Origin of the sequence: Streptomyces curacoi (assembly GCF_001513975.1) — a bacterium.
Classification (GTDB): domain Bacteria; phylum Actinomycetota; class Actinomycetes; order Streptomycetales; family Streptomycetaceae; genus Streptomyces; species Streptomyces curacoi.
In genome coordinates, this window is the sequence record NZ_KQ947989.1 from 356,522 (window position 1) to 370,566 (window position 14,045).

Sequence of the window (14,045 nt, forward strand, 5' to 3'; positions counted from 1 at the left end):
GGTGCGCACCGGAGCCGCGATCGGCCCGGTGCGCACCGCTGCGTGCCAGTGGCCTGTCGGTGCGACCGCGGATGCGAGGCACTCCCTCATGGTGGTCACCTGCCTGCTGACCCTGACCGTCCTGCACACGTTGAACGCCGCGCTCACCCTGCGGTGGATGCTCCATGCCTGGCGGACGCCGGCAGAGCTGGAGACGACGTCCTTTCCCGAGCCGGACGGCGAACCTCGGCTGTCCTTCTCCCTGTTGGTGCCGGCGCGCCACGAGGAGCAGGTACTCCCCCACACCGTCGGGACTCTGCTGGGCGCCGACCATCCGGACTTCGAGGTCGTCGTCATCACCGGCGACGACGATCCGGGCACCACGGCGCTCGCGGCGCGGTTGGCGGCCGACAACCCCGAGCGGGTGCGGCACGTCATCGACCGGCACCCCGAGAAGAACAAACCGCGCGCGCTCAACACCGCCCTGGACACGTGCCGAGGCGAGGTCATCGGGGTGTTCGACGCGGAGGACGTGGTGCACCCGCGGCTGTTGAGCCACGTCGACCACGCCTTGCGCACCCGGAGCGCGGACGTCGTGCAGGGCGGCGTCCAGCTGATGAACCACGCCGACAGCTGGTACGCCCTGTGCAACTGCCTGGAGTACTTCTTCTGGTTCCGCAGCCGACTGCACGTCCACGCGCGACAGGGCTTCATCCCACTGGGCGGGAACACGGTCTTCATCCGTGCCGCGCTGCTGCGCGAAGCGGGCGGCTGGGACGGCGACTGCCTGGCCGAGGACTGCGAACTGGGCGTACGGCTGTCCAGCCGGGGTGTGCGGGTCGTCGTGGGATACCACCCGGCGCTGGTCACCCGTGAGGAGACGCCGGGGACGCTGCGGGCCCTGGTGCGTCAGCGCACCCGGTGGAACCAGGGTTTCCTCCAGGTCCTGCGCAAGGGCGAGTGGCGGCGCCTGGCCACTGTCCGGCAGCGGGTGCTGGCACGCTACGTGCTCGCCACGCCCTTCTTCCAGGCATTCACCGCGCTGTGCATGCCGATGGTGTTCGTCACCGCGCTGATGGACGGCATCCCGCTGGCGGCGGCCCTGTTCGCCTGGCTGCCGGCGCTGCTGATGGTCGCCATGACCCTGTTCGAATGCGCCGGCCTGCACGACTTCGGCCGCGAGTACGGACGGACCGTACGGCCCATCCAGCACCTCACGCTGTGGTGGGGCCTGCCGCTGTACTCCGTGGTCCTGGCCGCCGCTGCCTTCCGGGCGGTCTGGCGCGAGTGCCGGGGACGCAACGACTGGGAGCTGACCGCCCACACCGGAGCTCACCTCCACGCTCCCGACCCCCCGGTCGGCCGACCTGAAGGACACGAAGGCTCATGACGTCCCCGCCGACGCCGTCGACCGTCACGTTGATCATCCCCACCCGGAACGAGGCACACAACATTCCCCTGCTGCTCGACCGGCTGGACACCGCGGTACCTGCTGAACTGCCGCTGGAGGTCCTCTTCGTCGACGACTCCTCGGACGACACCCCCCAAGTGATCGAGGAGGTCGCCGCCCGCTGCCGCCTCCCGGTGTCGGTGCTCCACCGCGACAGGCCCGACGGCGGCCTGGGGGGCGCTGTCTGCGAAGGCATACGCAGGACGGTGACGCCGTGGATCGTCGTCATGGACGCCGACCTCCAGCACCCACCGGAACTCGTCCCACGCCTGGTACGACGCGGACAGGACAGCGGTGCCGATCTGGTCGTGGCCAGCCGCTACGCCGCAGGGGGCGACCAGGCCGGCCTGGCGAGCGGTTACCGGTCCCTCGTCTCGCGCACTGCCACCCTGCTGGCGAAGACCGTCCTCGCCCGAGCCCTGCGCGGTATCTCCGATCCCCTGAGCGGTTTCTTCGCGCTGCGCCGCGACATGGTGACGCGGTCCGCCGACGCCGCCGCGCCACTGCGTCCCCTGGGCTACAAGGTGTTGCTGGAGCTGGTGGTCCGCCGACCGCCCCGCACAGTCGTCGAGATGCCCTACGCGTTCGCCGAGCGCCACTCGGGACGCTCCAAGAGCAGTCTGCGGGAGGGGCTGCGCTTTCTGCGGCATCTCCTGCTTCTGCGCACCACCGACGTCCGCACGCGCATGCTCGTCCTGGGACTCATCGGGCTGTCGGGTTTCCTGCCCAACCTCCTGGTACTGACGGCCCTGACGTCCTGGACGCCCTTGCACTACGTGCCCGCCGAGATCGTGGCCACGCAGGTTGCCATGGCGGGCAACTTCCTCCTCGCCGAAGCCCTGTTGGCACCGGCCAGGGCGCCCGCACGACAGGAGGCAGCCACCACCGAACGCCCGCCTCCGGGCGGTCGGAGGCCACCGCCACCGCGCCGCCGAGCCCGGCGGCCGAGGCGCACGGGCTGCACAAGGTTCCTCACATTCGCGGCGTTGAGCAACGTAGACCTGTTGGCACGCCTGCCGTTGACCGTCCTCCTGGTCACCATGACCGGCCTGGGACCGGTGGCCGCGACCGCCGCCGCGTTACTGGCCGCGGCCATGACGCGCCTCCTCCTCGTGGAACGGCTGCTGTACCGGCGCCGGTGAACTCCGCGCCGCTCAAAGCGCCGTGGGACGCGGTGCACATGCCTGGCACGGTGCCGGCCAAGGCGCCACCGAGGTCATCCGGCACGGTCTCCCCTCTGCCGACACCTTTCACACGCGCGCCGGCGCGGTCTTGGCCGGACACGAGGAGAAGTGGACACAGTGGTGTACGTCCGCCGGTCCCATCCGCCGCTTCTGGTCCACTGTGTCCATTGTTTCCCACGCCCTCGCCCACCAGGCTGATTAGCGGCGGCCGAGGCGAACACGCCCTCGGCCGACTGACCACGGAAACAGGAGAAGTACGTCGTGAACTCCCAGAAGTGTCATGATGCCGCCCCGATTTCCCTTCCCTCTCCCGCACGGCCGCGCACCGCCCCACGAGACGTCGCCGTGGACGCGCTGACACGACGCGTACTGGACGGGCCCCTCCCCGTCGCCGTACAGGGCTCGCCCCTGGCGGCGCGGCTGATCACCGCAGACCTCACGGCGTGGCTGGAGACGTTGGCACACGATCTCTCCGACGCCGAGATCGCCAAGACGTTCGCCCAGAGGTTCGCCGCACACGCCGCCGCGGGCTTCTCCCGCGAAGACGCGGTGTGCCTGCAACACACCTACGCGGCCGTCCTCACCCGCACCCTCGGCGACCCCGCCCCACCCTGCGCAGACGGGCCGGGCTCACCACCGATCGACGCGGCACACCTGACGAGGATCCTCGCGCGAGTGATCGCGGTCGCCGAACGGACCCCCGTCCTCGTACGCCCGTCCCCCGGCCCACGCACTCCACCGGACTCCACGCCCCGCGACGCCTCCCATCAGACAGCCCGCTGGTGCGTGGCCGCCTCCTGCTCCGCCGACGACATCAAACCGGCGCTGCGTGCCTTCCGGTCGGCCAACCCCGACGCGCTGATCGCCGTCACCGGTGTCCATGTGACCGCCTTCACCACCTGCCCACCGACCGACGCCGCTGTTCTCGGACCGCACGGCCTGGTGCCTGTCGACAATGGCGACACCACACGCGCCGCCCGCCGCGCCGCTCTCGCCGCCGTGATCGCCCGGTACTACGGGACCGATGTGAAGGACGAAGACGCCACGCCCCTGCTCGCCGCCGTGGACCTGCCCGCGACGGAGCGGGAAGCCTATGTGGTCCGCTGCCTGGGCGCCCTCCACACCATGGAGCGCAACCGCCACCTCCTGCAGACGCTCGCCGTCTACCTGGCCCACAACCAGTGCACCGCCGCGGCGGCCCGCACCCTCTTCATCCACCGCCACACTCTGGCTTACCGCCTGCGGACCATCGCCACCATCACCGGCCTCGACCTGGACGCCCCGTTCGACCGGATGCGAGCCGAGATGGCCCTGCTCCTGAGTGACGCCAACTGCTGGGGCATGCCCCGCCGCCGCGGTGCATCCCGCGGCCACTGACCCGGTTCCCGGTCAGAACACGCAGCCCGACCGTCATACGAACGCAAGGACATGACGCGTGGGCACACTCGAACGGCCCTGTGGTGCCCCATGAAGCGTTCGATACGCTGGCGCCACCTTCCCCCCAAAAGTGGCCTTACTTCCCTTTTGGGCCTGCGGATCTCTTGATCCTGGCATATCGCCCCACCAGATCGAAAGGCGCCTATGTCCCCTAGCCGCGTCCCGCGTCCAGCGCCCGCCCACGTCGCCACGGCGGCTCAAGTCACCGGCTCACGACAGCAGTTCGCGACACCCCACCGTACGCACCCACCGGAGCGGGAAAGAGCCGAAACCGTCCCACCGCGCGCCCCCACCGCCCGGCACAACCGCCTCCACGCCACCACAACCGACACCCACACCGCCTCCGTGCTTCGCGCCCTCCTCCACCCAGAGCACGCGCACCCGGTGGCCTCCCCCCGCCCGCTGCCGGCCCACATCACCCAACCACTGCGCTGGTGCATGGCCACCACGGCACTCGATGCCCGGCAACGAGCGACCGAGATGGCGGTGCTGCGCAGCGACAACCCCCGGGCCCTCGTCGGTGAACTCGACGACCGGCTCCTGCTGCTCAGCGTCGAGCCCCCGGTCTGCGATCGCCTCACCGTCCCGTGCGCGACAGCGGTCATCGAGGAGGGAGGCAGCATCGACACGGCGGCCGACCTCGCCTGCCAGGCAGCAGCCTTCGCCCGCCTGTACGGACACACTCCCCTCGACGCCCGTGACGTCCTGCCTCTCGTCCGCCTGCTGAAGCAAGGCACCGAGAGGGACGAGGACTTCCTCTGCCGCAGCCTGGGCCCACTCCGTGGCGACCCCCGCCACGCCCACCTGCTGACCACCCTCAGGGCCTACCTGCGACACGGCATGTCCACGGCCGCCACAGCACGCAGCCTCTACCTCCACCGACACACACTCGACAACAGACTCCGCCGTATCCGCCAACTCACCGGACTCGACCTCACCCACCCCCTCCACCGCCTGCGCGCCGAGATCGCACTCCTCCTCACCATCCCCAACAGGCCCCTGTCCGCAGGCGCCGAGCACGGGGCGAGCCACCGGGTTGGTGCCGGCGGTGGGGCGGCAGTGAGCTGTTTCCAACCTGTCGGCCTGGAAGCCCGGTTCGGCTGACAGGGGCCGCATACCGTCGGGACAGGGTGCCGCGGCGCCTCGGTCGGGCGCTTCAGGGATCCTCGTCGCCCAGGTCTTCGGGAGACCGCTCGTCGACAACCGTGACGAAGGCCGAGGCGACGAGGGCGACAGCGCGGTCGTCGTCGCGGGCCAGTCGGCGCAGGACCTCCTGCACGCTGGTCCCCGGCAGCTCGACCAGCGCCTGGGTCAGACGTATGCGCGTCGCGGAGTCCGCGGTGGGCGCGGCGAGTTCGTCGACCAGTGCGGTCATGATCCGTTCCGCGCACCCGAAGTGCTGGGACAGTGTTCCCAGGACCTCCGCCGCCTCGACGTCGTTGGAACCCTCGACCACCATGCCGACGAGTGCCGGCACAGCCCCGGCCACGCCCTGCCTGCCCAACGCCAGAGCGGCGTGTCCGCGCACCCTCGTGTCCGGGTCCCCGAGCGCGTCCGCAAGCACCGCGGTCGCACCCGGGGCCTCGGCCATGCCGGCGATCGCCAGCACCGCGCGTCGCCGGATGTCGACGTCCTCCGAGTGGACGCCGGCGGCCAGTGCCGCCACGCCGTCGCCGCCCGCTCGGGCGAGCGCCCAGCGCAGGGCGCCCGCGACGTTGGGGTCGGATTCGGCCAGGACCGCCCCGGCCAGCAGCTCGGCGGGAACCGACGCTCCCTCCGGCCGGGCCAGGACGGCCTGCTGCCTGCGCGCGGCACTGGTCGAGTCGAGTCCCTGCATGAGTTCGACGATGCGCAGGACGTCCTGCCAGCCGGTGGGCGCCGACGCATCGACAGCGCGGAGCCGCTCCAGCAGCTCCTGTTCCCGCTCCAAGCGGTCTTCCGTCCACCGGATGAGGTCGCTGACCAGGGCGGACGGTGTGAAGGCCGGGTCCTCCAGCGCGCGCCCGATCTGCTTGAGCGAGAGCCCGAGGGACCGCAGGCTCTCCACGTGGAAGATCCTGCGGACGTCCTCGGCGGAGTACTCGCGGTAGCCGCCGACGGTGCGCCCCGTCGGTCGCACCAGCCCGAGGGCGTCGTAGTGCCGGAGCATCCGGGCGCTCACCCCCGAGTGACGGGCCACATCACCGATCAGCATTCCGCGGTCTCCGCGGCAGCGGCTCGTTGCGGCCCGAGGATCACGGCTCGCTTCGCCTCGTCGATGGCCGCGTCGAAACCGGTCTCCGGGTTCTGCCGGAGCAGCTCGGTGGCAGTGGCGTGCGCGGCCACGGCCGGGTCGGGGCTCGCCGCGGCCTTCTCCAGTGCGGGCCTGGTCACGTCGCCGAGGTCGACGAGGGCCCGGCTCAGGCTCAGTTGCACAGTGCGGTCGCCGCGGCCGAGCTGCAGGACCAGTTCGTCGGCCAGGTCCTTCTTCTCTTTCTCGGGCACGAGGACGACCGCGACGCGCCACGCGGTCCGCGCCACCTCGTCGTCGGTGTCGCGCAGCATGTCGCGCGTGATCCAGGCCCACGCGCTCTTGTCACCGATCTTGGAGAGCGTGTGCAACGCCTGGCTGCGGGCCCGAGTGCGCCCGGAGTCGAGTTCCTGGCGAATCCGGGGCAGGGTGAGCTCCGGCGAGAGGCGGGTCAGCGCCCAGGACAGCATGTCCCGCACGAAGAAGTCCGGCTCGACCGCGCACCGTTCGACGAGCGTCTCCAGGAAGCCGGGGTCGGGGTGCGAGCCGACCGCCAGGGCCGCCTGAAGCCGGACCGACGAGTCCTCGGCGCTCAGGGCGTTGGCCAGGCGGGCGTTGTGCGGGGTTCTGTTTGTCGGGTTGATCGAGACCACCTCCTGCACCCAGGGGACACCTTGTCACCGTGTCAAGGTCAAGTCGTGACCGGCGGGTGAGGAACGACAGCGACTGCCGTCGCCGTCGGCGTGCAGGATGTCGCCGGGGCGGAAGGTGACACCGCCGAAGGTGACGGGCACGTCGACCGGCAGCACGACGGCCACGCCGAGCCTCTTCTCCGGTGGCGGCCTCCTGTCCGGCCGCCACCGAAGACCTGTGCCCCACCCGCGGTGCTCCCTCAGCCGGTCGGCTCCTGCTGGTGCCGTTGGATCAGAACGTCGAGGCGTTCGGCGACACCGGCCAAAGTGGCCGCGCCCATGAGTTCCATCAAGGGGAGCTCACAGCCGAACGCCCGCTGCACCTGCACCTTGAGTTCGGCTCCCATCAAGGAGTCGAGGCCGAGATCCGCGAGGTTGGCGGTGGTGCTGACGCGGTCCGGGCCGGTCTGCAGGACGCCCGCCGCGAGTGCCGTCAGGGCGTCCATGATGAGGGTGATGCGTTCGGTCGCGCTGGTGGCTTTCGTGAGCCTGTGCCTGAGACCCTCGGCAGCCTGCGCAGTGGATGCGCCGGCCGCGTTCCCGAGTTGTGCGCTGAAGCGCGACCCGGTCAGAGCGGCCAGGATCTGCGCGAGGCGCTCCCAGTCCATGACGCCCACGGTGACGGCCGGCCCGTTGTCCAGCACACGGTGCCGGTCAAGGGCGTCCATGGCCGCCTGCGGACTGATCAGGCCGATTCCGGAACGGGCGATGGTGTCGGCCATCAGCGTGCGGGCGACGTAGCCGGTGTGCTGATGCCACCCCAGGCCAGTGCCAGGCCGGGACGTCCCTCCGCTCGCCGCCTGCGCATCAGGCTCTCCAGGTAGAGGTTGGCCGCGGCATACGGGGCCTGATGCAGATTGCCGACGAGCGCGGCGACGGACGAGTAGGCGACGAAGAAGTCGAGTTCGCAGTCCCTGCTGACCTCGTCGAGGATCCGCGCACCGTGGACCTTGGCCGCGAGGACTCGGCGGATGCGGTCAGGTGTCAGCTCGTCGAGCGGCGCGTCGTCCAGTTGCATCGCAGCGTGGACGATCCCCCGCACAGGCCGCCCTTGCTCTGCTGCCTCCCGGACGATTCGGGTGATGACCTGGCGGTCGGTGACGTCAGCCGCGTGGGCCACCGCGTCGGCACCCTGCCGGTCGAGGTCTTCGAGAAGCGCGGACGCTTCGGGTGACCCGGCTCCTCGACGGCCGATGAGGGCCAGGTGGCGGGCACCGCGGTCGACGAGGTGGCGGGCGGTGGCCGCCCCCAGGCCGCTCAGCCCGCCGCTGATCAGGTAGGTCGCCGCCGGATCCAGCGGCGCGTGGTCGGCGCGCTGATGTACCTCCACCGGCTCGGTACCGGAGAAGGTGACCACGACCTTGCCCAGATGCCGGGAGTGACGCAGGCTGCTCAGGGCCTCGGCCACGCGGCCAGCGAGGTAGGCCCGGTGCGGCAGCGGGCGGTAGGTGCCGTCGGTGATCCGGCCGGTGACGGTGGCGAAGGCCGCGGCAGCCTCGGCGGGTGTGTCGGCGATCAGCCGGGTGATGTCGACGGCGTGGTACGACAGGTTGTTGCGGAACGGGCGCAGCAGCAACGGACTGTTGGCGTAGATGTCCCGCTTGCCGAGTTCCACGAACCGGTCTCCCAGGCGCAGACATTCCAGGCCGCGCCCGATCGCCTCACCGGCCAGCGAGTTGAGGACGACGTCGACACCGCCTCCCGTCAGCTTCCGTACGTCGTGGGCGAAGGACAGGTCACGGGAGTTGAGCACATGCTCGACACCGAGGGCGCGCAGCAGGTCGCGCTTGGCCGGGCTGCCGGCGGTGGCGATGACTCGTGCCCCGATGTGCCGGGCATACCGCAGTGAGCCTCCGCCAACTTGGAGTCGCAGGTCAAAGGGGCTGGCGTGGCAGTCCTTCGGGATGCTGGTGGTGGTCGTCGGCCGCAGTCCGCGGGGTAGATCGTCTGACACGTCGGTGAGCACGGGATGTGCCGAAGTACCCGTGACCTGTCAGTCGATCTTGAGTTGAACAGAGGGCTTCGATCTTCAGGAGAGAGGACACTCGTGACGTACCAGAAGCCGATCCGGACCCGTGCCGCCGTAGTGGCGGTTGGGGCTGCCGCGCTAGTCGCCACCATGGCCACTCCCGCCCAAGCGGCGATCCCGCCAGCGGGGACGACCTTCCAGATCTCCACCGTCGTCGACGGCAGGACCGTGTGCGTCAGCAGCGTGAAGAGCGGCACGAACTACGCCGTCTACCCGCTGACCGACTGCAACACGTTCGATGCCACCCAGCAGTGGCGGCGCACCGACAACGGCCGGAACATCAAGAACGTCGGCACTGGCCTGTGCATCTCCACCAGCGACCTCGGCGCCAGGGGCTGCGAGCGCGCGAGGCCCAGCGAGTTGATTTGGAAGCAGGACGGCCAAGGGCGGGTGTGGAAGCCGTACGGCAACTCGATCAGCCGGACGTACTGGGCGAACTTGGATCACGTAGACGGCCTGCGGCTCTACTTCCCCCACAGGACCAACAACACCATCCCCGAAGACGCTGCCGTCTACGTCTTCAACGAGATCTGACATCGGCATCTGAGGTTTCTCCAGGGAAGTTTCCTCCGCCTCTCCCCGCCAGTTGGAGGGGGTCTCACCCGGTCGAAATTCCCCGTATTGCCTCGTTCGGGTGGCAGTGAGAATGTTCGCGCAACACTGGCTCAAACAGATCGTTTAAAAGCTTGTCGGTCATCCCTGCTTATCCAGGAGAATCGAGAATAAGTATGCGTAGCCTTAAGCCTCTTGCCGTAGCTGTATCGAGCCTCACTCTGACTGTTGCGGGCATCATTGCGAGCGCTGGGAGTGCAAGCGCCACCTATAGCGCTTGTCTCGATACCGTGGCCGCGAACGGAGGACGTGCTTTCGCAGACATCGTCATGAATGCCTGTCAAGACGGAGTCGCCAAAAAGTTTGATGAATGCACGAGTGCGCTTCAGGCCACCTCTGACTCTGTAGGCAGGGGATCCGGCCCCGGCCTCTCGGAAGCCAAAGCAAACCTAGCCTGCAAGAGGGCGGCTGTACTACCTGCACCGTAAGAGCTTCCGGTCATGGGCAGGTGTGGGGGTGTCGGTGGGGTACTCCCGCGCCAGTCGGGGCGAAGTCCCATCGCTGAGGCCGCCTGTGAGCGGTTGATTTCGAGGTTTCCTCAGGACGAGCAGGGCGCGCAGGAGGCGGGTGGCTCGAGCGGGATCAGTACGGAGCTTGGTGAGGACCCGCCAGTTCTTCAGGTGGGCGAAGCCGTGCTCGACAGAGGTGTTTAATACGAGGTTCAAGTGTCGCGCCAGTTCGAGGTGGATTCGCGGGCGAGCCGTCGGCATATGAGGTCGATCGTCGCGGTGGGTTATGGCTTCAGAACGGTGCGGGTGGGTTTCGTAGTCGCGTGCGAGACGGCGTAGCCGCCGAGGGCGACGGTTTAGCCGTCGCCGGCGGGCGCGTTTCTGGTGATGTTGACGCGGAAATGTTCAACTGCTCGACCCGACGGTCGGCCTTCCGGGACAGCAAGGGATGGCCCTCGTTCCGCCAGCCACCGGATCGGGTGGTTTGCGGGCCGCAGGCCGCTCGCAGTGGCGGGGAGCGGGCGAGGATGGCGAAGCAGTCTGATGGACGTTGCAGGAGGTTGCTCGTGAAACTGCTTTCCGGATTCCGGCGCGCGGCGCTGGTCGCGGCGGCAGTGGTGCCGCTCATTGCCGCCCCCGGCCCGGTGTCGGCCGCACCGACCGCCGTCGTCAAGGCGTTCGGTTCCCCCGGCCAGCATCAGTTCACCGTGCCGGACGGCGTCACCCAGATTCACATCACTGCGGTGGGCGCAGGAGCGGGAGGCGGGGGCGGCGGAGGCAACAACGGCGGCACCCTGTCCGGTGCTGGCGGCGGCGGGGGCGGCGCGGGGGCCACGGTCGCGTGCACCGTCAGGGTCAGGGGCGGGGAGCGCCTCGTCGTCGTCGTGGGCCACGGCGGTGCAGGAGGAGACGGTGGGACGGGCAAGTACCACAACGGCACCGGCGGGAAGGAGGGGACCAGCTCCGGGGTCCTCAAAATGGTGCGCTTCCCGATGGGCTGGGGCCGGGTGTTGGAGGTCGTTGCGCCGCACGGGCGGCCGGGGAACGGCGGTGAGGCGTCGGGAGACTGGCAGAGCGGGTACGGAGGCGGCGGCGGGGCCGGCGGACAGGCGAAGCAGGCTATGTGCCACGGTACCGATCCCGTTATCCACGACGGCGGGGCCGGTGAGGCCGGTCACGACGCCTACCGCGACTCCCCTGGCGTAGGTGGTACCGGCGGCGGGACGACCCCGAGGCATGTTCAGCACTGCCCGTTCATCGCGGGAGCCGGCGGCGACGGTGGCCTTGGCGCGGGCAACAGCGGGGGAGCCGGCGCCCACCAGCTGCCCTCGAAGCCCGGCACTCACGGGCGACTCGGCTGCGTCGTGTTGACCTATACCGCATAGACACCCCTGGCGATCCCCGGCCCGGCTGTCAACCCACCCGTCCAAGTGCGGAGAGCCGGGCGGACACCCTCGTCGTGTGATTGCCAGTCAGGGGGCTGGTGTGGGGGTGTCGGTCGTGTACCCCCGCGCCAGCCGGTGCGACGTCCCATCGCTGAGGCCGCCTGTCAGCGGTTGATTTCGAGGTTTCGTCAGGACGAGCAGGGCGCGCAGGAGGCGGGTGGCTCGATCGAGCGGGATCAGTACGGAGCTTGGTGAGGACCCGCCAGTTCTTCAGGTGGGCGAAGCCGTGCCCGACCGGTGCCCGCCCGACGGCGAGGACGCCGTTGGCGGTCTTCTGACCGGGGGTGAGCTTGTGGGTGCGGGTGGCGTGGAAGCCTGTGACTATCACGGGGTCGAGTACGTCGTTGTCCAGGCCACGGAAGCCGAGGTCCGCCAGAGCCCCGAGGCCAGCGGCGCGCAGGTGGGCCAGGATGTGGTCCTGGCGGGCGGCGGTGTTGTCATGGGTGCGGCCTGGCCGGGCGGCAGATATCCAGATCAGCCGGCCCCGCTCGTCGGTCAGGGCGAGAAAGTGCAGGCCATGATGGTGGTGTTTGCCGGAGTAGTTCCGCCGGTCGGCCTTCCCGGTGCGGCGTTGGGTGGCGATGACGGTGCCGTCGATCAAAACCACTTCCCTGCCCTGCCTGTGGACCTTCTTCAGGGCGCGGTCCAGGCGCGGCGCCTGCGCCGCGAGGAGGGCGATGAGTTCGTCGCGCCAGCGGCGGACGGTGGACTCGGACACGTTGTTTCCGCCGGCCATGTCGGCCAGGCGCTGGTCGTGGCGCAGCACGGCCAGAACGATCACCGCGATGTTCCCAGGCGGCAGAATCCGCCACCGGGACCGAATCACCTTCAGGTGACGCCGCAAAAGATCGGCGAGGTGGTTGACGGTCCGCGTGGATAGCGGCAGGCGGCACTGATAGACAGGCGGGCAGTTGTCCTCGGCGTGCTTCTTGGTTTTCGTCACACAATGCCAACAGCCGCCGGGGGCGCCCCGGTTACGCCCGCGCGGTCGCAGGCGGCGGGGCAGGTGCCAAACGGGTGGTGAACCGGCCATCGGGCAGTTTGCGCAGCCAGCCGCGATCGACGAGTCTGACCAGCTTCCCGCGCAGCGGCTCCAGCTTGGACCGCACGCTGACGTCGATCCCCAGCGCGTCGCCGACCTGCCGGGCCATCACCGGACCGGCGGCCTGCCGCACGGCGGCAAGAATGCGCTTGTAGTCCGGTGGGAGCGTGATCTCCTCCATGTCCGGCGTTCGGTGCGGGATCAGCATCACCGCACGTCCGCCCACCTGCCCAGGCGTCGGCGCGGTTGAGGCGCGTTCGTCTGCGAGCTGTTCGCTCGCCCACGCCCCAGGCAGCGGCGTGCACCGGGGACGCCGCGTCGCAGCGTTCCGGACCGGGGAACAGTCCGGTCGGCCCCGTGACCACCCACAGGGCCGACGTGCCGTCGCCGGCCGGCGTACACAGCCCGGCGGCCGTCATGATCAGCTCGGTCCTCTCGGTGACCGTCTCCACCGCGTCGGTGACAGCGGCGGCGTCGCACAGGAGTGCCACCACGCCGACCGGATGTGCCGCCGATGCCCGGGGCTGCCGTGTGCCGACGTCGGTGATGCCGACGCTCTTGGCACCGGCTGCGGTGAGGGCGCGCCCGAGGTGCTGGGCGGTCGGGTCGTCGGGATGTGCGGTGACGATGAGCCAGTTGCCCTCGGCCCGTACGGGTGCCGGTGACGCGGCGACCGTGCTGGTCCGGGCGCGCCGGGCGAGCAGAACGGAGTAGTCCTGGTCGGCCTCGCCGCTGGTCCGTGCGACCGTGTCGAAGCCGCCGGCGCGCAGAACGGCGGGCCATGCGTCCGGGCGCTGCGCCGGGATGCCGACTGTTCCGCCGTGCGCCATCGACTCCAGCATGCGCCCCAGAACGGAGAGCGGGTGACCCGCTGCTCCCTCGGGCAGCGCCCGGTCTGCGGCGACGATGCCCGGCCGCAGGACGACGACCGGTCGGCCGTGGCTCTGCGCCCACTGCCGTACCAGACACTCGGCCTCGAACTTCGTGGCGTCGTAGTGGGTTTCGAAGCCGTGCACGCCACTCAGGTCGCTCTCCATGACGCAGCCGCTCGGGCGGGCACCGGCCACCGCGATGGAGCTGACGTGCACGAGCTGGCAGGCGGGCGGGGTCACCGCCGCGAAAGCGAGCACTTCGGCCGTGCCCTGGACGTTGACCCGGCACAACCGCTCACGTGCCCCGGTCAGTGCGATGTCGCTCGCGCAGTGCCATACGGCGCCCACCTCACCGGCCAGCCGCGCGTACAGCGCGGGAGACAGCCCCAGCCATGGCTTCGTGACATCCCCGCTGACGCAGCGCAGGTCCCTGTGGAGGGATCCGTCGAGCGTGCCTTCACCCACCCCCCGGAGAGCCTCGATCATCCGGTCCCGCAGGCGGGACGGATCTCCGCGCCCCAGCACGACGACATGCTCGGAGCGGGTGGTGAGCAGGGCGTGCGCGATACGGGAGCCGAGAAACCCGGTGGCTCCAGTGAGCAGTACGGTCACCACTGCACAAGA

The 14,045-nt window shown here is 70.0% G+C and carries 13 protein-coding genes; 6 read left to right on the forward strand and 7 right to left on the reverse strand.

The genetic code is table 11. The annotated features are described in order from the left end of the window. Window positions 1-88: 88 nt before the first annotated feature. From AQI70_RS21780 to AQI70_RS21795, 4 genes are all read left to right on the forward strand, one after another. Complete coding sequence (locus tag AQI70_RS21780; protein WP_062153095.1) at window positions 89-1,369, forward strand: glycosyltransferase family 2 protein; 1,281 nt, start codon at window positions 89-91, stop codon at window positions 1,367-1,369. Beyond that, entirely contained in the window at window positions 1,366-2,571 is a 1,206-nt protein-coding gene (locus AQI70_RS21785) for a glycosyltransferase (RefSeq protein ID WP_062152635.1), read from the forward strand. The genes AQI70_RS21780 and AQI70_RS21785 overlap by 4 nt, the downstream gene beginning before the upstream one ends. Window positions 2,572-2,958: 387 nt before the next feature. Further along, the gene (locus AQI70_RS21790; RefSeq protein ID WP_062152637.1) at window positions 2,959-3,990 is read left to right on the forward strand and encodes a PucR family transcriptional regulator; all 1,032 of its coding nucleotides are present in this window, start codon (window positions 2,959-2,961) and stop codon (window positions 3,988-3,990) included. A gap of 405 nt (window positions 3,991-4,395) precedes the next feature. Then, a complete protein-coding gene (locus AQI70_RS21795; RefSeq protein WP_208607410.1) occupies window positions 4,396-5,154 on the forward strand; it encodes a PucR family transcriptional regulator in 759 nt (252 codons plus the stop codon). A 52-nt stretch (window positions 5,155-5,206) separates the two neighbouring features. On the opposite strand, the gene AQI70_RS21800 is transcribed toward AQI70_RS21795, so the two are convergent. The 5 genes from AQI70_RS21800 to AQI70_RS40285 all read right to left on the reverse strand — a co-directional run bounded on the left by AQI70_RS21800 (window position 5,207) and on the right by AQI70_RS40285 (window position 8,926). Continuing rightward, complete coding sequence (locus tag AQI70_RS21800) at window positions 5,207-6,244, reverse strand: MerR family transcriptional regulator (RefSeq protein ID WP_062152641.1); 1,038 nt, start codon at window positions 6,242-6,244, stop codon at window positions 5,207-5,209. Then, window positions 6,238-6,942, reverse strand: a complete 705-nt coding sequence (locus AQI70_RS21805; protein WP_062152643.1) for a HEAT repeat domain-containing protein — start codon at window positions 6,940-6,942, stop codon at window positions 6,238-6,240. The genes AQI70_RS21800 and AQI70_RS21805 overlap by 7 nt, the downstream gene beginning before the upstream one ends. Before the next feature lie 15 nt (window positions 6,943-6,957). Next, entirely contained in the window at window positions 6,958-7,098 is a 141-nt protein-coding gene (locus AQI70_RS38640) for an RraA family protein (protein WP_244181772.1), read from the reverse strand. Between the two features lie 74 nt (window positions 7,099-7,172). Continuing rightward, window positions 7,173-7,694: an acyl carrier protein gene (locus AQI70_RS40280; protein ID WP_062152645.1), complete on the reverse strand. Its 522-nt coding sequence runs from the start codon at window positions 7,692-7,694 to the stop codon at window positions 7,173-7,175. Next, window positions 7,694-8,926, reverse strand: a complete 1,233-nt coding sequence (locus AQI70_RS40285) for an SDR family NAD(P)-dependent oxidoreductase (RefSeq protein ID WP_244181774.1) — start codon at window positions 8,924-8,926, stop codon at window positions 7,694-7,696. Before AQI70_RS40285 ends, AQI70_RS40280 begins: the two co-directional genes overlap by 1 nt. 93 nt (window positions 8,927-9,019) lie before the next feature. Here AQI70_RS40285 and AQI70_RS21820 point away from each other — a divergent pair, with 93 nt between their 5' ends. Beyond that, complete coding sequence (locus AQI70_RS21820; protein WP_062152649.1) at window positions 9,020-9,535, forward strand: RICIN domain-containing protein; 516 nt, start codon at window positions 9,020-9,022, stop codon at window positions 9,533-9,535. A gap of 1,093 nt (window positions 9,536-10,628) precedes the next feature. Continuing rightward, on the forward strand, window positions 10,629-11,447 hold the full coding sequence (locus AQI70_RS21825) for a glycine-rich domain-containing protein (RefSeq protein ID WP_062152651.1): 819 nt from the start codon (window positions 10,629-10,631) through the stop codon (window positions 11,445-11,447). Window positions 11,448-11,475: 28 nt separating this feature from the next. On the opposite strand, the gene AQI70_RS21830 is transcribed toward AQI70_RS21825, so the two are convergent. Continuing rightward, window positions 11,476-12,450: a transposase family protein gene (locus tag AQI70_RS21830; protein WP_244181776.1), complete on the reverse strand. Its 975-nt coding sequence runs from the start codon at window positions 12,448-12,450 to the stop codon at window positions 11,476-11,478. Continuing rightward, window positions 12,447-14,033 (reverse strand): SDR family oxidoreductase, encoded by a 1,587-nt coding sequence (locus tag AQI70_RS40290; protein WP_244181778.1) that lies wholly within the window; start codon window positions 14,031-14,033, stop codon window positions 12,447-12,449. The genes AQI70_RS21830 and AQI70_RS40290 overlap by 4 nt, the downstream gene beginning before the upstream one ends. Between the last annotated feature and the right edge of the window lie 12 nt (window positions 14,034-14,045).

Coding starts and splice junctions, on each gene's coding strand:
- AQI70_RS21780 (WP_062153095.1), top strand. CDS start 89: ATGGTGGTCACCTGCCTGCTGACCCTGACCGTCCTGCACACGTTGAAC.
- AQI70_RS21785 (WP_062152635.1), top strand. CDS start 1,366: ATGACGTCCCCGCCGACGCCGTCGACCGTCACGTTGATCATCCCCACC.
- AQI70_RS21800 (WP_062152641.1), bottom strand. CDS start 6,244: ATGCTGATCGGTGATGTGGCCCGTCACTCGGGGGTGAGCGCCCGGATG.
- AQI70_RS40280 (WP_062152645.1), bottom strand. CDS start 7,694: ATGGCCGACACCATCGCCCGTTCCGGAATCGGCCTGATCAGTCCGCAG.